This is a genomic window from Streptomyces sp. NPDC057280 (assembly GCF_042668605.1).
Taxonomy (GTDB): Bacteria; Actinomycetota; Actinomycetes; order Streptomycetales; family Streptomycetaceae; genus Streptomyces.
In genome coordinates, this window is record NZ_JBHUYR010000001.1 from 799581 (window position 1) to 817779 (window position 18199).

The window sequence follows — 18199 nt, forward strand, 5'->3', positions numbered from 1 at the left end:
CGGCCCCGTCAGCGAGGGGCGAGGTCGCGCCGGGCCACCACACCCAGCACCAGGACCAGCAGGGTGAGCGCGGCCGCCTGGGCGTACGCGCCGGCGAGGTACACGGCGGGCAGCGCAAGCCCGCTCCACAGGAGCAGCGACGCCGCCCGGACCGCGAGGATCAGCAGGCCGAGCACCGCCAGGGCCGGCGCCGCGCTGCCGGTCCCCGGTTCCGCGCGGCGGGCACGCAGCAGCAGCCAGCCGAGGGCGGCGAGGACGAAGCAGGTGGCGGGGGCCCAGGCGAGATCGACCACGGTGGGCAGCAGCGCGACGGACCCGCCGGTGACGACACAGCAGGCCAGGAAGGCCAGCCCGGGAGTGCCGGCGGGCAGTGCGGCGGGCGGCGCGTCGCGGTGGTACGCGGCGCACACGGCGAGGGCCGGCAGCCAGGCGAACATCGCGTTGGCGGTGACGAAGTACGGGGCGGACAACGGCCACTCGGTCACCAGCGGCTCGATCAGCGGCCACAGCGAGGGCAGCGCGGCCAGCAGCACGGCGGCCCGGGCGAGGCGCCGGCGGTCGTGGACGAGGGCGAAGAACGTGACCGTCCACAGCAACGGCAGCACCCATCCGGCGATCGCGACGACGGTCGGCAGCGGACCGCTGCCGGTGAAGCCGGTCAGGAACAGGTCCCATTCCCGGGGGCCGCGGGTGGCCGACCAGGTGACGCGCAGTACCTCGTCGGAGACGATCACCGCCGCCTGGAGCAGTACGGCGTACAGCGCGAAGTTCCGGACGGCCGAGCCGAACAGGGCGTAGCGCCGGGGCGCCCCGGTGGCCGCCAGTCTGCTGCGCACGGCGAGGGCGACGATGCTGGCGACCTCGCCGAGGGTGGGCCTGCTCTGGTCCTGGGTCTCCTGGTCGACGTCCCAGAGATAGACCTCGACCATCTCCTCCTCGCGGGCCTCGCGGTAGTAGGCGGGCAGCAGGCGCAGCACGGTGCGGTAGCGCGCTTCGAGCAGGGTCGTCATGCGAGTCCTCCCGCGAGTCCGGGTCCGGTGACGGGCGGGGTGCCGCCGGCCTTGCGGCCCTCGGCGATGCGCTGCTTGGCGGCGCTGGCGCCCGCGGCCATCCGCTCCGCCTCGGCGTCGAGGGCCCGCATGCCCTCGTCGGTGAGGCGGTAGTAGCGCCGGAGCCGGCCCTGCTGCACCTCCTCGCGGTCGAGGACGATCAGTTCGTCCGCGGTGAGCCGGTCGAGTACGCCGTACAGCGTGCCGACGCGCAGCTGGACCGCGCCGTCGGACAGGTCCTCGACCTCGCGCAGGATGCCGTAGCCGTGTCGCGGCTCGTCGGCCAGGGCGGTCAGGACGAAGAACGCCGCCTGTGTCATGTTCCTCGGTGCCATGAAACTGAATATATCGGCCGCCGATATATTCTGCGAGCCGTACACACACTTCGGATCGGGCGGTCAGGAATGGAGAAGCGCGGGTCCCGGGTGCGGATCTAGCCTGAGAGCCACGCCGCCTCGGCTCCGCCGAGCGCCCCGGCCCGACGGAGGAGAGACGACCACCATGGCCAGGAAGACGGACCCGCGGACCGCCACGCCGCACGTTGCCGACAGCCACGATCTGATCCGCGTGCACGGGGCGCGCGAGAACAATCTCAAGGACGTCAGCATCGAGATCCCCAAGCGCCGGCTGACGGTGTTCACCGGGGTGTCCGGCTCCGGCAAGAGCTCGCTCGTCTTCGACACCATCGCCGCGGAGTCGCAACGGCTGATCAACGAGACGTACAGCGCCTTCGTGCAGGGGTTCATGCCGACGCTGGCCCGTCCCGAGGTCGACGTCCTCGACGGCCTGACGACCGCGATCAGCGTGGACCAGAGCCGGATGGGCGCCGACCCGCGCTCGACCGTCGGCACCGCCACCGACGCCAACGCGATGCTGCGCATCCTGTTCAGCCGGCTCGGCAAGCCGCACATCGGCCCGCCGAGCGCGTACTCCTTCAACGTCGCCTCGGTCTCGGCGCAGGGCGGCCTCACCGTCGACCGGGGCAGCGAGAAGACCAAGACCGAGAAGGTCACCTTCAACCGCACCGGCGGCATGTGCACCCGCTGCGAGGGCCGCGGCACGGTCACCGACATCGACCTCGCCCAGCTCTTCGACGACTCCAAGTCGCTCAACGAGGACCCGTTCACCATCCCCACCTACACCGGGGACGGCTGGGTGGTGCGGGTGATCAGGGAGTCCGGTTTCTTCGACCCGGACAAGCCGATCCGCAAGTTCACGAAGAAGGAGCGGCACGACTTCCTGTACCGCGAGCCCGTCAAGGTGAAGATCAACGGCGTCAACCTCACCTACGAGGGGCTGATCCCGAAGCTCCAGAAGTCGATGCTGTCCAAGGACCCCGAGGCGATGCAGCCGCACATCCGGGCGTTCGTGGAGCGCGCGGTCACCTTCGCCGTCTGTCCGGAGTGCGACGGCACCCGGCTGACCGAGGGCGCCCGCTCCTCGAAGATCGAGGGGATCTCCATCGCCGACGCCTGTGCGATGGAGATCAGGGACCTGGCCGACTGGGCGCGCGGACTGAACGAGCCGTCGGTGGCCCCGCTGCTCACCGCGCTCCAGCACACCCTGGACTCGTTCGTCGAGATCGGCCTCGGCTATCTCGCCCTCGACCGGCCGGCCGGCACGCTCTCGGGCGGTGAGGCGCAGCGCGTGAAGATGATCCGCCATCTCGGCTCCTCGCTCACCGACGTCACGTACGTCTTCGACGAGCCGACCGCGGGCCTGCACCCGCATGACATCCAGCGGATGAACGACCTGCTGCTGCGCCTGCGCGACAAGGGCAACACCGTGCTCGTCGTGGAGCACAAGCCGGAGATGATCGCGATCGCCGACCATGTCGTGGACCTCGGTCCCGGCGCCGGTGTCGCGGGCGGCGCCGTCTGTTACGAGGGCACCCTGGAAGGCCTGCGGGCCTCGGGCACCATCACCGGCCGGCATCTCGACGACCGGGCCACCGTCAAGGAGAGCGTGCGCAAGCCCTCGGGCGCGCTGGAGATCCGGGGCGCGACGGCCAACAACCTCCAGGGCGTCGACGTCGACATCCCGCTCGGTGTCCTCACCGTCATCACCGGCGTCGCCGGGTCCGGCAAGAGCTCGCTGGTGCACGGCTCGGTGCCGCTCGACGCGGGCGTGGTGTCGGTGGACCAGAGCCCGATCAAGGGCTCGCGGCGCAGCAACCCCGCGACCTACACCGGGCTGCTGGAGCCGATCCGCAAGGCCTTCGCCAAGGCCAACGGCGTCAAACCGGCCCTGTTCAGCGCCAACTCCGAGGGCGCCTGCCCCACCTGCAACGGCGCCGGCGTCGTCTACACCGACCTCGGGATGATGGCCGGTGTCTCCACCACCTGCGAGGACTGCGACGGCAAGCGGTTCGACGCGTCGGTCCTGGAGTACCGGCTCGGCGGCCGGGACATCAGCGAGGTGCTGGAGATGTCGGTGACCGACGCGGAGGAGTTCTTCGGCTCCGGCGAGGCCCACACCCCGGCCGCGCACAAGATCCTGGAGCGGCTCGTCGACGTCGGCCTCGGCTATCTCACCATCGGCCAGCCGCTGACCACGCTGTCCGGCGGTGAGCGGCAGCGCCTGAAGCTCGCCACACACATGGGCGACAAGGGCGGCGTGTACGTCCTCGACGAGCCGACGACCGGTCTGCACCTCGCCGACGTGGAGCAACTGCTCGGCCTGCTGGACCGGTTGGTGGACTCCGGCAAGTCCGTCATCGTCGTCGAGCACCACCAGGCGGTCATGGCCCACGCCGACTGGATCATCGACCTCGGCCCGGGCGCGGGCCACGACGGCGGCCGGATCGTCTTCGAGGGCACCCCGGCCGACCTGGTCGCCGCCCGCTCGACCCTCACCGGCGAGCACCTCGCGGACTACGTGGGCGCCTGACCCGGAGCACCCCCGCCCCCTCGGAGCGACCGCCGTACCATGACCGGACCGCAGTCGCCCCGAGGGAGCCCCCATGGCCCGCCCCCGCACCGCCCCACGGACGGTGGAGCACCCCGCCTTGGCGGAGGTGTCGCTCCAGCAGGTGCTGGAGGCCCTGGTGGACCCGGTACGGCGGGCCGTGGTCCGCCAACTCGCGGGCGCGGGTGCGGAGATGAGCTGCGGCACCTTCGACGTGGCGGTGTCCCGCTCCACGCTGACACACCACTTCAACGTGCTGCGCGAGGCCGGGCTGATCCGGCAGTACTACGTCGGCACCACCAAGATGAACGCCCTGCGCACCGATGAGATGCAGGAGCGCTTCCCCGGTCTGCTGACGGCCCTGGTGGACGCCTCGGCCCGGGAGGACCGGCACCCCGCCGGCCTCTGAGGCCGGGCTCAGGAGTCGAGGTCGTCGGCGAAGTGCCGGAACCCGTGCCGGTCCCGGTGCAGTTCCCACAGGGTGTCCGCCAGGGCCTCCGGGTCCTTGCGGGGGTGCCCGGGGATGATCGCGCCGGGGATGACCAGCTGGGCGACATGGATGCCCTCGGGCGCGAGGGTGTCGTGCAGCAGATGCCCGTACGCGCTCTCCGCGGCGAACGCGATCGACGTACCCGCGCGGTCCGGGTGCGGGACGACGGCGGTGCCGCCGTTGACGAACAGGATGGTGCCGCGGCCGAGTTCGCGCATGCCGGGCAGGACCTGCTGGACCGCGGCGACCGGGCCGTAGACCGAGAACTCGACCGGGCCGGCGAGGTCGGTGTGGGTGGTCTCCAGGACGTGGCGCATGAAGCCGGGCTGCGGGACCGGGCTGTACTGGAGGACCTCGATCGGGCCCAGCGCCGCCCGCGCCTCGTCGAGGGCGGCCGCCAGGGCCTTCGGGTCGCGTACGTCGGCGGTGAACGCGCGGGCCGTGACGCCCTGGCCGGTCAGGCCGGCCGCGAGGGACGCGACGCGCTCGGGGGTGCGGGCGACGAGGGCGACGTCGAAGCCCTCACTGCCGAACCGCCGGGCCACGGCAGCGCCGAGTCCGGGGCCGGCTCCGATGATGGCGATGGTGGTCATGGCCCCATCCTTCCCCCGCCGGGGCCGGAGCGCGCCACGGCGAACAGGACCCGCCCCGATGCGGATGGTGGGCGGGCCCTGTTCGTGCCGGTCATTGTGGTGGTCGCGTCGGCCGCGCGACACGGGTGAAGGACGCCCTCCCGAAGCGCGCCCCGCACACCCCGAGTGATCCGGACCGCGGGGGGCTCGTCCCGTCGGCCGACCCCGCCCGATCTCCTTCCGGCTGCGGCGACGATACTGGGGGCACCTGCCCCCACCCCAGATGGACTCATGCCGATCTCCGCCACCACCGCCTCGCCCACCACGACCCCCGCCACCGTGTGGCAGCTGCGCGGCCGCCACGCCGACTCCGCCGCGGTGGACGTGCTCCGCGCCTCCCACCTGCGACAGCTGAAGGACGACGGGGTCGTCGACGACTTCCAGGAACTTCCGGAGGAACGGGTCTTCGAGGCCCGCTGGCGGGTCGAGGACGACGTGACCGTGCGGGCCCGGCTGACCCTCACCGACGAGGAGTGGGTGCTGGTCGCGGAGGCGGAACGGGCCTGGAACATGGCCTGGCCCTCCCCCGTCGGCATGTTCTGGCCGGTCGGGGAGAGCCAGGAGGCGCAGTGGGATCAGGACGCGGTCGCCGGTCTGCGCTTCCGCGAGGTCAACCGGCTCACCGAGGACGACAAGGAGATGCGGCGCCTGCTGAAGAGCTGCGCGCGCGAGTCGTGGGCGGTCCATGTGGTCGTGCACGAGGCCATGACCCCCGACGAGCGCGGCCTGCGCCCCCTGGCCGGGCTGCTGCCGCGGGGGCTGGCGCACCGGGTGGTGGAACACCGCGCCGCGCCGCACCAACTGCGGGCCGTCAACTGGGCGTTGAAGGACCTCGACGTGCAGGTGCCGCGCGGCGGCGCCGTCGTCCTGCCGCCGCTGCCGCCCGGTCACGACGCCGACGAGTTCTCCGTGCGCAGTGTCTTCCTCGACGGGACTCCGCCCGGGGAACTGATCGACGTCCTCACCCGGTTCGCCGCGCTGCCCAGGCCGTTGCCCGGCGACGCCGGGGAAGCGGTCACCGAGCTGCGGGAGAAGTGGGGGCTGCTGACCCTGGAGGAGGAGCTCGCCCGGCAGCGCGAACTCGTCGCCATGTACGCGGAGGCGCTCGACGCCATGACCAAGTCCCGGGACCTGTACCGGGAGGCCGCCGAACGCGCCAACGAGGCGCTCGCCGCGTACCGCGAGGGCCGCGCCGCCGAGCCGACGGCGCCGCCCGCCGAGCAGCCGCCCGCGTCCCCGCTGCACCAGCTCACCCGGACCTTCGAACGCCTCAAGCGCAAGCCCCCGAAGGGCGGCGACGGCGTCAGCTGAACAGCGGGATGCGGTCGGCGTCGGCTCCCAGCGAGCGGCGGTCGGCATCCGTGAGCGGCGCGCGGCCGGTGGCGGCGCGGGCGTAGTGCTCGTCGCTCCACGCCACGGGGACGGGACGGCCCAGCAGCCCGTCCAGGGTGGCGCGCACCGCGGCCAGGCCCACGGCTGACGGCCCCGGCACGCCGGGCAGGTCCACGACGAGGTCGAGATGGTGGATCGTGGCCTCGACGGCCAGGGTCGTCATCAGGTCCCCGGTGGTCAGCACATGGCCCTGCGTGGCGACGAGGCGGTCCCGGTCCGTCGCCGCGGCGGCCGTGACCGTGGCCGCTGCGGTCTCCAGGTACAGCTCCCGCAGCTGACGGAAGTCCAGGAACATGCTGGCGCCCACCCGGCTCCAGCGCCGCCCGTTGGCCGCGCCGACGGGATCGGGCCGCCAGTCCCGCCAGTAGGTGACGGCGTCACGGTCGGCGGGTCCGGCGGCCGGCGTGTGCAGGGCGACCAGGGCGCGCTGGCAGTCGGAGACACAGTGCAGGATCAGATCGCGCACCGCCCAGCCCGTGCAGCCGGTCGGCCGCCAGGACTCCTCGTCCTCCAACGGCCGGACCACGTCCGCGAAGGCCGTGTAGGCGCCGCGCAGCACCGCGGACGGTGGCGTGGGGTCCAAAGGCACGTCGGTCATGACGCCAGCCTAGGCGCCGCGCGGCTGCCTGAGGGGACGCGGTCTGATCGTCCCGACCGGCCGACGGTGTGTCAGTCCGCCGTGCGCTGGGCCCCGGCGAGCGGGCGTTCCGTCGCGTTCGGGCGCGGCGTCGGGGAGGCCAGCCGTACGACCAGGGCGGTCAGCGCGGCGAGAGCCGCGCACACGGCGGCCAGTCCGGCGGCCCAGGCCGGGGCGAGGGTGAGGTCGAGAGCGTGGGACAGCCGGCCCGCGTCGAAGCGGGCCGCGTACAGCTGGGTCGCGGCCAGGGCGGCCGGCACCAGGACCGCGAGGGTGAGCGCCGGTGCCGTCGGGCGCAGGGTCACCAGCAGGGCGAGGAGCAGGCACAGGCCGGACAGGCCGAGGACGAGGCCGTAGCGGCGCAGGGAGACACCGTCCTGGTGGGCCGGGAAGTACGCGGCGGCGCAGACGAACAGCGCCAGGGCGGCGAGCCGGCCGGGCCAGGCGGGCGGGGCGGCGCTGCGGAAGCGCACGCGTGCCGTGCGCGGCAGCGGCGCCCCCTCGGGAGGCGCCGGGGGCGGTGCCGCGGCGGTCTCCTCCGGTTGCTGCGGCGGGTGGCCGCCGCCGCGTTCGTCGGCCAGGCGGCCGATCAGCTCCACGAGGTCCTCGACGGGCCGGCCGGTGGCGGCCGCCCGCACCGCCTCCTGTCCGCAGTGGGGTTCCAGCGGAGCCTGCTGGAGGAGGGCCATCAGCCGGGTCACCTCCTCGACGGGGCGGGACGCGGCCGCGGCACGGATCGCCTCGTCGGCTCCGGAGGCGTCCCGCGGTGGCCGGGTCAGCAGGACCACGAGCCGGGTGACGTCGTCCACGGAGCGGTTCACCCCGACCGCGCGGAGCGCGTCGGCGGTGGCCCGGGCGTACCCGGGTGACTGTTCGAGCAGGGTGATGAGCTGGGCCACCTCGTCCAGGGGGCGATCGGCCACGGCGGCACGGACCAGCCCGTCGACCGGATCGCCGTACGCCGGGACGCTCGCGTCCCCTCGGTCGCCGGTCGGCGCGAAGGGGCTGATCGGTTCCGTGACGGGTATGGCGGGTTCGTTCGACTGAGGTGCTGACGGGCGACTGGTCATGCGCGGATCTCCAAGCGGATGAGATGCGGCCGCTGCTGCGCCCCCCGAAGCGCGACACGCAACGTTACGGTGACCATTACTAGGTGTCCGGGCCCGACCCTGCCACTCGGATGGGCCACGGGTATGACGGACCGCCGACGGCCCACGCCCCTGCACTCCCACTGGTGTGCGACGGCACCGGTTCGAGCCTTGTCGGCCATACCCGTGCCGGGAACGGGAATCCGTGAAGAGATGCACACATCCTGATACGGCACATCCCGATTCGAGGAGGGCCCGTGGACACCAGCACCGTGATCGTCGTCGCCGCGGTGATCGCGGCGGTCCTGCTGGCCGCGGCCGTGGTCGTCTTCGCACGGCTCCTGCGCACCCGGCGGGACTTGAGGCGGGCCGGGCTGCCGACCGGTCCGCGGTGGGTCTTCTGGGGTGCCCTCGCCTACTTCCTGCTGCCGGCCGACCTGTTGGTCGACCCCGTGTATCTGGACGACATCGGTGTTCTGTTGCTCGCTCTGCGCAGCATGCGCGCGTACGCGCAGCGTGACGAATTCACGGATACGGCCTGATCACACGCCCCGACGTCCCCATCTGTCTCCCCCGTCCCCGCCTCCCCAACCGCCCCTGGTCACACAGAGTAAGGAAACCAATCACCCGTTCGATTCGTATAAGTCTCAGGAGGCCGACGGCAGTCGGCGACCCGGGCGACGGTGCCAGTGACCGCCGCCGGCTCGGCGCAGCATCCACGAGGGAGAGACGATGCAACCGTTCGCGCTCAACTACGCCCGCCCGGCAGCACAGTCGGAGTCCACCACTCCGTATGTGTACGACTCCGGACGGCAGTTGAACGTGCTCTCGGACGGGCGGATAGCCGCCCACGACCTGGCGTTGCTGAGAGAGCTCGGTACGACGACGTCAACTGCCGGTTCGAAGACCCACTTCGACGACTGAACACGGGTCGGCGTACATGACCGTGTTGATCCTGACCTGTGAGGCCGACGTGACGGCCGACATGGTGGTCGTCCACCTCAACGCGTCCGGGGTGCCGGTGGTCCGGCTCGACCCGGCCGACCTGACGGGGAGCGCGGCGCTGTCCGGGGAGTACGTGCACGGCTCCTTCCGCGGCCATCTGTCGTCCGGAGGGCGGCTGGTGAGCATCAACGGACTGCGGTCCGTGTGGGTGCGCCGGCCGGGCACGGCCGCCACCCGGGCCGCCCAGCCGTCCCAGTGGCTGACGGAGGAGGCGTCGCAGGCGCTCTACGGCATGCTCCGCAGTTCGCAGGCGCGGTGGATGAACCACCCGGACGCGGCCCGCCGGGCCCGTCACAAGCCCTGGCAGCTGCGGCTGGCCCAGCGCTCCGGGCTGCCCGTTCCGGCCACGCTGATCACGACCTTTCCGCAGGCCGCCCGGGAGTTCGCCGAGCGCTACCCGGATCTGGTGGTCAAGCCGGTGTCGGGGGCACACCCGCAGGATCCGCCGCGGGCGGTGCCGACCAGCAGGGTGGCGCCGGACGCGGACTTCGGGGCCGTGGCGTACGGTCCGACGCTGCTCCAGCGCCGGATAGCCAAGCGGGCGGACATCCGGCTCACGGTGGTGGGTGAGCGGATGCTGGCCGCGCGCAAGTCCACGGCGGCGGACCCGGACGAGGTCGACGTGCGCTTCGCCTCCCCCACCCATCCGTGGCAGGCCACCGAGGTGCCGCCACGGGTCGCCGACGCCGTGCGCGCCTATCTGCGCGGTGCCGAACTGGCCTACGGAGCCTTCGACTTCGCGGAGGACGCCGACGGGACGTGGTGGTTCCTGGAGTGCAACCAGTCGGGGCAGTTCGGCTTCGTGGAGGTGGAGACGGGTCAGCCGATCGCACGCACCGTCGCCGAGTGGCTGGCCCGTCCCGTGGCGGGCGAGGGGGCACAGGTCAACGGCGCGAACACCGCGCTCACCTGAGGGTCACAGCTGCCCGGGGCCGGGCATGAGCGCGTTGCGCTGCCAGCCCGGGGGCGGCGGGGGCGGCGAGGGCAGCTCGCCGAGGTGGGCACGGCTCATGGACTGGAGGGGCTGCATGACGAACTCCAGTTCCCTGCTGACTCGCTCGGCCTCCCTGCGAACCTGAGTGGGTACGTCGCCGCGCTCCGCGATGAGTCGGTCATAGATGGGGGAATCCTGGAACACCCGTCAACGTGCCTTTCGTGTCACGGCCCACAGGTATGGGCACGGCTGTCAAGTCTAGGCGTCCCTGCACCCTGCGGGGTGAATTCCTCCGTTCGGCTTGACTCACGCTCCCGTGGTGGAGCCGGGCCGGACGATCATGAGGACGGTGACGGTGGCCCAGAGCAGGTTGAAGACGCCGGTGAACAGGGCGAGTTGGGCGGTGCCGGACCGCTCGACGGGCTGCCCGGCGTCGAGCTGTTCGAGCAGTTCCGACTGCCGGGGCAGGACGAAGGCCACCAGGACGCCTGCCGCGGCGGCGGTCAGCGCCATGGACGCGATCAGCCAGCCGCTGCCCAGCACCCCCATCGCGGCGGCCGTGGCGAAGCCGAGGAGCGGAACGGCCAGCCCCAGGCCCGCGTAGACGCGGCAGATGCGGTGCAGCAGGGCGACGGTGCCCGTGCTCGCCGGGTCGGCGCCCGACCTGCGGGCCGCGGGCGGGAACATGCTGGCCGCGACGGTGACGGGGCCGACGGCGACGATGGCCGCGAGGACGTGCAGGGACAGCAGGAGCTTGGTCATCGGGTGAGGTCCAGGGTCGGTCGTGGGTGGTCGGCGGCCCACGTTAGGGATCTTCGCAGCCGTCGCACAGAGGCTGGAACGACAGGAGGCCACGGATTCTCGCCAACCGATCTGACGTCGGCCTTTCCTGCTGTCCCCCTGTCGTGGCCGCTGGCGGGAACCCGCCTATCGTGGCCTTTATGCACACTGTGGCGATCCTGGCTCTCGACCTGGTGGTGCCGTTCGACATGGCGGCGCCGATGCAGGTCTTCGACTGGACGCGGCTGCCCGACGGCCGCGGGGCCTACCGGGTCCGGCTGTGCGCCGAGTCGCCGGAGGTGCGGGCCGACGGCGGTTTCTCGCTCCGGGTCGAACACGGCCTCGAGACGCTGGCGGACGCGGACACGATCATCGTGCCCGGCTGCTCCCCCGAGGCCGGCCCCACCCCCGCCCCCGTCCTCGACGCGCTGCGGCAGGCCGCGGCGGCGGGCACCCGGATCGCCTCGGTGTGCGCGGGCGCGTTCGTGCTGGCGGAGGCCGGGTTGCTGGACGGGTTGCGGGCCACCACGCACTGGGTGGCCGCGGGCGAACTGGCCCGCCGTTTCCCCGGGGTCCGGGTGGAGCCGGACGTCCTCTACGTCGACAACGGCCGGATCCTCACCTCGGCGGGTGCCGCCGCGGGCCTCGACATGTGTCTGCACATGATCCGGCGGGACTTCGGGTCGGCCGTCGCCGCCGATGCCGCGCGGATGTCGGTCATGCCCCTGGAACGGGAGGGCGGCCAGGCCCAGTTCATCGTGCTGGACCATCCGCCGGTGCCGCGCGGCTCGACCCTCGAACCGGTCCTGGAGTGGATCGAGGACAACCTGGCCCGCGAGATCACCCTCGCCGCGATGGCGGCCCGGTCGGGGATGAGCGAACGCACCTTCAGCCGCCGCTTCCGCGAGCAGACCGGCACCACTCCGCTGCAGTGGCTGCTGCGGGCGCGGGTGCGGCGCGCCCAGTACCTGCTGGAGAACAGCGACCACCCGATCGAGCGCATCGCGCGGCAGGCCGGGTTCGGTTCCCCGACCGCGTTCCGCGAGCGGTTCCGGCGCGTCGCGGGAACCACTCCACAGTCCTACCGGGCGGCGTTCCACGGGAGTTCACGCTCTCCCGTGTCCCGCTAGAAGCGGCTCAGAGCAGGGCATCCGCCTTGGCGACGGCATCCGGGACGGCGTCGGCGCCCATCAGGACGCACAGGGTGTAGCTCACATCCTCCAACTCCCGTGCGACCGTGGCGTCGCTGCGCTCGGCGTGGGCGATCTGAAGCGACGCGTACTGCGTGAGCAGCTTCCTGACGACCTTCGGGTCCGGCACCAACACGGAAAAGCCCCTCTCAAGCAAGACGGATCGGTCCACGGGCCCGGTTCCGGCATGCTCACATCTCCCGCACCCCGGCCCGCATTTGACGGAATCCTGACGCTCCGTGCCCGAGTGCCGGTCGAATCCGGACTGCGGGAGACCCACAGGAGTGACGTTCCGGCGAGCGTGGAACCGACCCGCTTCCCCACGGGCCGTCGGCAGTTGAACAGGGCGCATCCCTTCGCACGAACGGTGTACGCCATGAACTGCCTCCCCCGCCTCCTCTGCGGGATCTACGTCGCCACGAGCGCCGGACTCGCCTGGACCTCGGTCCTGCAGTACCGTCACGGCCCCACGTGGGCCGTGTATCTCTTCGCCGCCGCGAGCCTCGTCCCGGTCATCGCCGTCGTCCGCGAGGCCGAGTGGCACGAGCAGCGGACGGCCGCCACCCCGGCCGGGTACGCGGTCGGCCTCGACATCGCCGAGGCCGCCGACGACGTCGTACAGGCCGAGCTCGACGCCGCGTGCTGCGAGCGCTGGTGGACGAGTTGCGGCACGGACCACGACACCCGCTGCCCGCACCGCGTCCCGCGCAGCAGCGCCGCCTGACGGACCGCCGTCACGCGAGTGCCCTCCGGGCGCCGGGACCGCCCGGAGGGCACCGCTCAGGCCACCTGCCCGCTGTGCAGCGCCGTGTACGCACCGCCCCGGAGCAGGAGTTCCTCGTGGGTGCCGATCTCCTGGATGCGGCCGTCGCCCAGCACGACGATCCGGTCCGCGCCCCGCACGGTGGACAGCCGGTGGGCCACCACGAAGGTGGTGCGGCCGTGCAGGAGCCGGGCGAGAGCCTCCTGGACCAGGGCCTCCGAGCGGGTGTCCAGTGCCGAGGTGGCCTCGTCGAGGACGAGGACCCGGGGGTCCCGGATGAGGGCGCGGGCGATCGCGAGGCGCTGGCGCTGGCCGCCGGACAGCCGGGCCCCGCGCTCGCCGACGACCGTGTCCAGGCCCTGCGGCAGCCGGTCGACGAACTCCAGCGCGTTGGCGTCCCGCAGGGCCGCCCGCACGGCCTCCTCGTCGGCCTCGTCCTCCATGCCGTAGGCGACGTTCTCCCGGATCGTGCCGTCGAACAGGATGGACTCCTGCGGCACCACCGACACGAACCGGCGGTAGGTGCGCAGGTCGAGGTCGTTCATGTCGGTGCCGTCGAGCAGCAGCCGGCCCGAGGTGGGACGGATGAAGCCGATGACGAGGTTGAGCACGGTGGACTTGCCCGCTCCGGAGGCGCCGACCAGGGCGACGGTCTCGCCGGGCCGCACGGAGAGGGTGAAGTCCTGCACGGCGGGCCGCTCGCTCTCCCCGTACACATGGCCGACCTGCTGGAAGTCGACGGCCCCGCGGACCTCGCCGACCTCGGACTTGCCCGCGTTGTCCTCCAGTTCGGGCGCCTGGAGCACCTCGCCCACCGAACGCACCGATTCCAGGCCCCTGGTGATGACCGGGGCGAGCCCCGCCAGCGTCGTCGTGGAGTTGGTCAGGGTGGTCAGGAACGCGCTGAGCATCACCACGTCGCCGGGGGTGACGCCCCAGACGCCGTAGTACGACACCAGCGCGGCGCCCGCGAGGACGAGCACGCCGACGACGTTGAGCACCACCCAGGCCAGCGAGCCGAACCGGCCGTTGACGAGGTCGAGGCGGTTGCCGGAGGTGAGCAGGCGGTGCAGGGTGCCGTCCATCCGGCGCAGCGCCTTGCGCTCCAGTCCGTGGGCGCGGGTGACGGGGATCAGCCGGGTCATCTCGGTGACGCGGGACGACAGGGTCTCGACCTCGTGCCGGAAGCGCTCGTTGTGGGTGCGCAGCCGGGCCCTGAGCCGGGCGACGACGAGCGCGGCGGCGGGGACGACGACGAGGAACACCGGCAGGAACTCCGGGGTGCGGATGCCGATGATGACGAGCCCGCCGATGAGCACGGTGCCCGCGCCGAGGCCGGTCTCGGCGGTCTGCTGCACCATCTGCTCGACGGTCTCGACGTCCCGGACGACCTTGGCCTGCAACACGCCCGCGCTGACCCGGGAGTGGTAGCCGATGGACAGCTGCTGCATGCGGGTGCACAGCGCGGAGCGCAGCGAGGTGCCCATGCGGCGCACGCTGCCGTACAGCAGACGGACGTACAGCACGTGCAACGGGTAGTTGACCAGCAGGATCAGCAGGATGATCCCGGTGCTCAGCCAGAGGTCGCCGATCGGACCGTGCTGGACGACCGTGTCGATGATGGACGCGGTGATCAGCGGCAGCAGCCAGATGGGGCTGTGCTTGACCGTGAAGACGCCGACCGCCGCGGCGAGGCGGCGGCGGTCGGCGCGGAACAGGTAGGCGAGGGTGCGGATGGGGTGCTCGCCCCGGTAGCGGTGGTCGAGCGGTCTCTCCAACGGCGAGGCCATTGGCGGCGGTCCTTCCCGACGTACGGATGGCCGGGCGGGCCTTCCGACAGCGCCCACCCGGCTGGGCAAGCGCTCTCTGCCCCTGCGTCCCGGGGCTACACCTGGTCGAGCGTGGCAATCTCCGCGGCGCTCAGGGTGAGGTCGGCCGCCGCGAGGGAGTCGAGGATGGTCTCGGGCCGGCTGGATCCCGGGATCGGGACGACGACCGGCGACTTGGCGAGCATCCAGGCCAGGCACACCCGCTGCGGGCTCACCCCGTGCGCCTCGGCGATCCGGGCGAACGGCGCGTAGGCGGAACCGAGTTCCCGCGCCCGGGAGATACCGCCGAGCGGGCTCCAGGGCAGGAACGCGATGCCGAGCTCGTCGCACAGCTCCAGCTCCGGCTCGCTGGAGCGGAACGCCGGGGAGAACTGGTTCTGCACGGAGACCAGCCGTCCCCCGAGGATCTCGTTCGCCTGCCGGATCTGCTCCGGGTTCGCGTTGGAGATCCCCGCCATCCGGATCTTGCCCTCGTCCAGCAGGTCCCGCACGGCACCGACGGAGTCGGCGTACGGCACCCGCGGGTCGGGGCGGTGGAACTGGTAGAGCCCGATGGCCTCCACCCCGAGCCGGCGCAGCGAGGCCTCGCAGGCCGCCCTCAGGTGCTCCGGGCGGCCGTCGAGGGTCCAACTGCCGTCGCCGGGCCGCAGATGGCCGCCCTTGGTGGCGACGAGGACGTCCTCACCCCGGTCGTGGGAGGCGAGGGCCTTGGCGATCAGGGTCTCGTTGTGGCCGACCTCGTCGGCGTGCAGGTGGTAGGCGTCCGCGGTGTCGATGAGCGTCACGCCCGCGTCGAGGGCGGCGTGCAGGGTGGCGAGGGAGCGCGCCTCGTCCGGGCGTCCCTCGATGGACATGGGCATTCCGCCCAGGCCGATGGCGCTGACCTCGACGTCACCGATGCGTCGCGTGTGCATGGGGTGTGACCTCTCTGCGGCTGCCGTACGGGTGCGCATGTCCGGTCGATCGGCACATGGCCGCCCGGCCGGACACCTGTCTCAGCCTGAACCGGTCCGGGCCCGCAGGTCCAATAGAAGAAAGAGAACGCATTCAGCACTGCGGGGACTGAATCGCGCGGTACGTCGACCGGTGTGCGACCCGTCTCCCCGATCCGCTTGCGCGGACTTCGGGTACGTGTGGCACGCTCGCCCTCGACCAGCGACGACGGTGAGAGGCGGCGGCATGCGCATCGGACTGCTCGGCACCGGCCCATGGGCCGAGGGGGCGCACGCGCCCGCCCTGAGCGAGCACACGGAACTGGACTTCGCCGGGGTGTGGGGCCGCCGCCCGGACGCCGCGAAGGAGCTGGCGGGCCGGTTCGGCACCCGGGCCTACGACGACGTCGACGCGCTCCTCGCCGACGTGGACGCCGTCGCGGTGGCGCTGCCGCCCGGGGTGCAGGCCGAGCTGGCGGTACGGGCCGCGCGGGCGGGCTGCCATCTGCTGCTGGACAAGCCCCTCGCGCCGACGGTCGAGCAGGGCCGGGCCGTGGTGGACGCGGTACGCGAGACCGGGGTCGCCTCGGTCGTGTTCTTCACGACGCGCTTCCAGGCCGTGACCGAGGCGTGGATCACCGAACAGGCGGCGGTGGACGGCTGGTTCACCGCGCGCGCCGAGTGGCTGGGCGCGGTGTTCACCACCGACAGCCCCTTCGGCGCGTCGCCGTGGCGGCGCGAGAAGGGCGCGTTGTGGGACGTGGGCCCGCACGCGCTGTCGGTGCTGCTGCCGGTCCTCGGCGACGTACGACGGGTCGCGGCGGCCGCGCACGGTCCCGCGGACACCGTGCACCTCGTCCTCGAACACGCCGGTGGCGCGTCGAGCACGCTCACCCTGAGCCTGACCGCGCCGCCCGCGGCGGCGGGCGCTGCCGTCGAACTGCGCGGTGAGGCGGGAGCGACCCTGCTGCCGCGCAGCCCGGAGGGCGCGGTGCCCGCCCTGGTCCGCGCGGCGGACGCCCTGCTCGCCGCGGCCCGCACCGGCCGACCGCACCCGTGCGACGCCGCGTTCGGGCTGCGGGTCACCGAGATCCTGGCGACGGCCGAGGGCCTGCTGGGCGGGGAACACCCCTGACGGACGCGGCGGTTGACGGTCGGGCGGCGGCTGAGGTTCAGGTCGCGACCGTCTCCGCGAGGCGAGCCACAGCGGCCGGGTCCGGCAGGGTGGTCAGGGTGTCGACGACCTTGTCGGACGCGAACTCGCGTTGTTCCGCGGTCACTTTCGGGTCGATCGCGCACTCGGCCTGGACGTACACGAAGTTCAGGTCCGTGGCGAAGAGCATCGAGAAGGAGTCGAGGCCCGTGATCCGGGCGGGCCCTCCGGCGTCCGCGTAGGCGTGGACGAGGCGGCGGGCGGCCTCGGTGGAGAAGTCGTTGCCGCCCGCCCATACGAAGAGCGCGCGGGCGAGTTCGCGTGCCGCCGGGATGACGCCGGCGTTGTCCCAGTCGATGAGGGTGGGGCCGTCCGGGCCGACCAGGACGTTCGGGGGCTGCATGTCGAGGTGGGAGGTCACCAGACCGTCGGGGCCGGACGGCGTGACGTGCCGCGCCAGCTCCGGCATCCGGGTGTCGAGGAACCGGGCCAGTTCGTCCGACCACTCCACGGCCGCCTGCCGCACCTCCTTCAACAGACGGGCCCAGTCGGCCTCCTGAGGGCACTCCTCGTACCAGGCGTCCGGCCTCTCCGTGGCGCCCTCGCCGGCCCGGTGCAGGAGGGCCAGCGTCCGCCCGCACCAGCCGAGCGTCTCCGGGTCGGTGGGGTCGGCCGGGCGGCCGCCGACCCAGTCGTACACCTTGACGTGGGAACCGTCGAGTCGCGTGACGTGGGAGCCGTCGCGGTTGGGCAGGAGCCGGGGCGCGGAGATCCCCAGCGCTTCGGCGGCGTCCCGCAGTGCGGCCTCGCGCCTCACCTGGTCCTCGTCGCAGCCGAAGAGCAGTTCCTTCACCGCCCAGGTCGTACCGCGCCCCGACAGCTTCCAGATCTGTCCCAGCGCCCCGCGGGCGACGGGGGTCACGGTCCACGGTCCGCCGCCGAGTCCGTAGCGGTCGGCGATGGCGTCGGCTGCTCGCTGCACAGGGGGTCCTCTCCACGGTCGCGACCACCCAAGATCCCAGGTGCGGCGGCTAGTCGTCGAACGGTTTGTCGCTCCACCGGAACCAGGCCCGGTCCCCCTCGATGTGCAGCAGGAACTCGGGGACCGGGCCGTCCGGCGAGACCAGCGACACCCGCCGCCGGATCTCGTCGTAGACCCGCTCCCACTCCTCCCAGTGCCCCTCGTCATCCCGTTCGGCGAGGGCGAGTTCCCGCGCGAACAGGTCGCGTACGGCGTCGTAGCCGGGCCCTGCCGTGAAGTGGCCCGACAGCCACGGGAAGTCGGCTTCGTCGATGAGGATCTCCCCCACCGGATCGTCGCCGCCGCGCACCTGCCAGACCTGGCTGTCGAACCCCACTGCGCCTCCGTCATCCGGTGCCGATGCTCGAGTTCACCTTGTCATCCGGCACTGACAGAG

At 72.6% G+C, this 18199-nt stretch carries 21 protein-coding genes; 9 read left to right on the top strand and 12 right to left on the bottom strand.

From position 1 onward, the window contains the following. Positions 1 to 8: 8 nt before the first annotated feature. Positions 9 to 1010: a hypothetical protein gene (locus ACFUO4_RS03620; RefSeq protein WP_383479538.1), complete on the bottom strand. Its 1002-nt coding sequence runs from the start codon at positions 1008 to 1010 to the stop codon at positions 9 to 11. Next, positions 1007 to 1369 carry a PadR family transcriptional regulator gene (locus ACFUO4_RS03625; protein ID WP_383482262.1) on the bottom strand — a complete coding sequence of 121 codons (363 nt, stop codon included), beginning with the start codon at positions 1367 to 1369 and terminating at the stop codon, positions 1007 to 1009. The genes ACFUO4_RS03620 and ACFUO4_RS03625 overlap by 4 nt, the downstream gene beginning before the upstream one ends. Before the next feature lie 181 nt (positions 1370 to 1550). On the opposite strand from ACFUO4_RS03625, the gene ACFUO4_RS03630 reads away from it, so the two are divergent. Together ACFUO4_RS03630 and ACFUO4_RS03635 are read left to right on the top strand one after the other, a co-directional pair. Then, positions 1551 to 3938: an ATP-binding cassette domain-containing protein gene (locus ACFUO4_RS03630; protein WP_383479540.1), complete on the top strand. Its 2388-nt coding sequence runs from the start codon at positions 1551 to 1553 to the stop codon at positions 3936 to 3938. A 73-nt stretch (positions 3939 to 4011) separates the two neighbouring features. Beyond that, on the top strand, positions 4012 to 4365 hold the full coding sequence (locus ACFUO4_RS03635; protein ID WP_383479542.1) for an ArsR/SmtB family transcription factor: 354 nt from the start codon (positions 4012 to 4014) through the stop codon (positions 4363 to 4365). 8 nt (positions 4366 to 4373) lie between these two features. Here ACFUO4_RS03635 and ACFUO4_RS03640 read toward each other — a convergent pair whose 3' ends face one another. Further along, positions 4374 to 5039 (bottom strand): SDR family NAD(P)-dependent oxidoreductase, encoded by a 666-nt coding sequence (locus ACFUO4_RS03640; RefSeq protein WP_383479544.1) that lies wholly within the window; start codon positions 5037 to 5039, stop codon positions 4374 to 4376. A 270-nt stretch (positions 5040 to 5309) separates the two neighbouring features. On the opposite strand from ACFUO4_RS03640, the gene ACFUO4_RS03645 reads away from it, so the two are divergent. After that, complete coding sequence (locus ACFUO4_RS03645) at positions 5310 to 6389, top strand: hypothetical protein (protein WP_383479546.1); 1080 nt, start codon at positions 5310 to 5312, stop codon at positions 6387 to 6389. Here the strand turns inward: ACFUO4_RS03645 and ACFUO4_RS03650 are convergent. Both ACFUO4_RS03650 and ACFUO4_RS03655 read right to left on the bottom strand, forming a co-directional pair. Then, positions 6382 to 7068: a maleylpyruvate isomerase N-terminal domain-containing protein gene (locus ACFUO4_RS03650; RefSeq protein WP_383479548.1), complete on the bottom strand. Its 687-nt coding sequence runs from the start codon at positions 7066 to 7068 to the stop codon at positions 6382 to 6384. The two genes, ACFUO4_RS03645 and ACFUO4_RS03650, sit on opposite strands and share 8 nt — an antisense overlap. Positions 7069 to 7139: 71 nt before the next feature. Continuing rightward, the gene (locus tag ACFUO4_RS03655; RefSeq protein ID WP_383479550.1) at positions 7140 to 8177 is read right to left on the bottom strand and encodes a hypothetical protein; all 1038 of its coding nucleotides are present in this window, start codon (positions 8175 to 8177) and stop codon (positions 7140 to 7142) included. A 275-nt stretch (positions 8178 to 8452) separates the two neighbouring features. Between ACFUO4_RS03655 and ACFUO4_RS03660 the strand changes: the two genes are divergently transcribed. From ACFUO4_RS03660 to tgmB, 3 genes are all read left to right on the top strand, one after another. Next, on the top strand, positions 8453 to 8737 hold the full coding sequence (locus ACFUO4_RS03660) for a hypothetical protein (RefSeq protein WP_383479552.1): 285 nt from the start codon (positions 8453 to 8455) through the stop codon (positions 8735 to 8737). A gap of 190 nt (positions 8738 to 8927) precedes the next feature. Next, positions 8928 to 9119, top strand: coding sequence for a putative ATP-grasp-modified RiPP (gene tgmA, locus ACFUO4_RS03665; RefSeq protein ID WP_059191096.1), 192 nt, complete (start codon positions 8928 to 8930; stop codon positions 9117 to 9119). 16 nt (positions 9120 to 9135) lie between these two features. Beyond that, positions 9136 to 10113, top strand: coding sequence for an ATP-grasp ribosomal peptide maturase (gene tgmB, locus ACFUO4_RS03670; protein WP_383479555.1), 978 nt, complete (start codon positions 9136 to 9138; stop codon positions 10111 to 10113). Positions 10114 to 10116: 3 nt separating this feature from the next. Here tgmB and ACFUO4_RS03675 read toward each other — a convergent pair whose 3' ends face one another. Next, positions 10117 to 10338: a hypothetical protein gene (locus ACFUO4_RS03675; RefSeq protein ID WP_383479557.1), complete on the bottom strand. Its 222-nt coding sequence runs from the start codon at positions 10336 to 10338 to the stop codon at positions 10117 to 10119. Positions 10339 to 10440: 102 nt separating this feature from the next. Next, entirely contained in the window at positions 10441 to 10896 is a 456-nt protein-coding gene (locus ACFUO4_RS03680; RefSeq protein WP_383479559.1) for a DUF2269 family protein, read from the bottom strand. 179 nt (positions 10897 to 11075) lie between these two features. Between ACFUO4_RS03680 and ACFUO4_RS03685 the strand changes: the two genes are divergently transcribed. Continuing rightward, entirely contained in the window at positions 11076 to 12044 is a 969-nt protein-coding gene (locus ACFUO4_RS03685; RefSeq protein ID WP_383479561.1) for a GlxA family transcriptional regulator, read from the top strand. A 7-nt stretch (positions 12045 to 12051) separates the two neighbouring features. Here ACFUO4_RS03685 and ACFUO4_RS03690 read toward each other — a convergent pair whose 3' ends face one another. Then, positions 12052 to 12240, bottom strand: coding sequence for a DUF5133 domain-containing protein (locus tag ACFUO4_RS03690; protein WP_383479563.1), 189 nt, complete (start codon positions 12238 to 12240; stop codon positions 12052 to 12054). 240 nt (positions 12241 to 12480) lie between these two features. Here ACFUO4_RS03690 and ACFUO4_RS03695 point away from each other — a divergent pair, with 240 nt between their 5' ends. Then, positions 12481 to 12828, top strand: a complete 348-nt coding sequence (locus tag ACFUO4_RS03695) for a hypothetical protein (RefSeq protein ID WP_383479565.1) — start codon at positions 12481 to 12483, stop codon at positions 12826 to 12828. A 56-nt stretch (positions 12829 to 12884) separates the two neighbouring features. On the opposite strand, the gene ACFUO4_RS03700 is transcribed toward ACFUO4_RS03695, so the two are convergent. Beyond that, positions 12885 to 14657 (bottom strand): ABC transporter ATP-binding protein, encoded by a 1773-nt coding sequence (locus tag ACFUO4_RS03700; protein ID WP_383479567.1) that lies wholly within the window; start codon positions 14655 to 14657, stop codon positions 12885 to 12887. A gap of 95 nt (positions 14658 to 14752) precedes the next feature. Next, complete coding sequence (locus tag ACFUO4_RS03705; RefSeq protein WP_383479569.1) at positions 14753 to 15610, bottom strand: aldo/keto reductase; 858 nt, start codon at positions 15608 to 15610, stop codon at positions 14753 to 14755. A gap of 265 nt (positions 15611 to 15875) precedes the next feature. Here ACFUO4_RS03705 and ACFUO4_RS03710 point away from each other — a divergent pair, with 265 nt between their 5' ends. Then, positions 15876 to 16763, top strand: a complete 888-nt coding sequence (locus ACFUO4_RS03710; RefSeq protein WP_383479571.1) for a Gfo/Idh/MocA family protein — start codon at positions 15876 to 15878, stop codon at positions 16761 to 16763. 37 nt (positions 16764 to 16800) lie between these two features. On the opposite strand, the gene ACFUO4_RS03715 is transcribed toward ACFUO4_RS03710, so the two are convergent. Together ACFUO4_RS03715 and ACFUO4_RS03720 are read right to left on the bottom strand one after the other, a co-directional pair. Then, on the bottom strand, positions 16801 to 17763 hold the full coding sequence (locus tag ACFUO4_RS03715; RefSeq protein ID WP_383479573.1) for a phosphotransferase enzyme family protein: 963 nt from the start codon (positions 17761 to 17763) through the stop codon (positions 16801 to 16803). Positions 17764 to 17812: 49 nt separating this feature from the next. Further along, the gene (locus tag ACFUO4_RS03720; protein WP_383479575.1) at positions 17813 to 18139 is read right to left on the bottom strand and encodes a hypothetical protein; all 327 of its coding nucleotides are present in this window, start codon (positions 18137 to 18139) and stop codon (positions 17813 to 17815) included. Between the last annotated feature and the right edge of the window lie 60 nt (positions 18140 to 18199).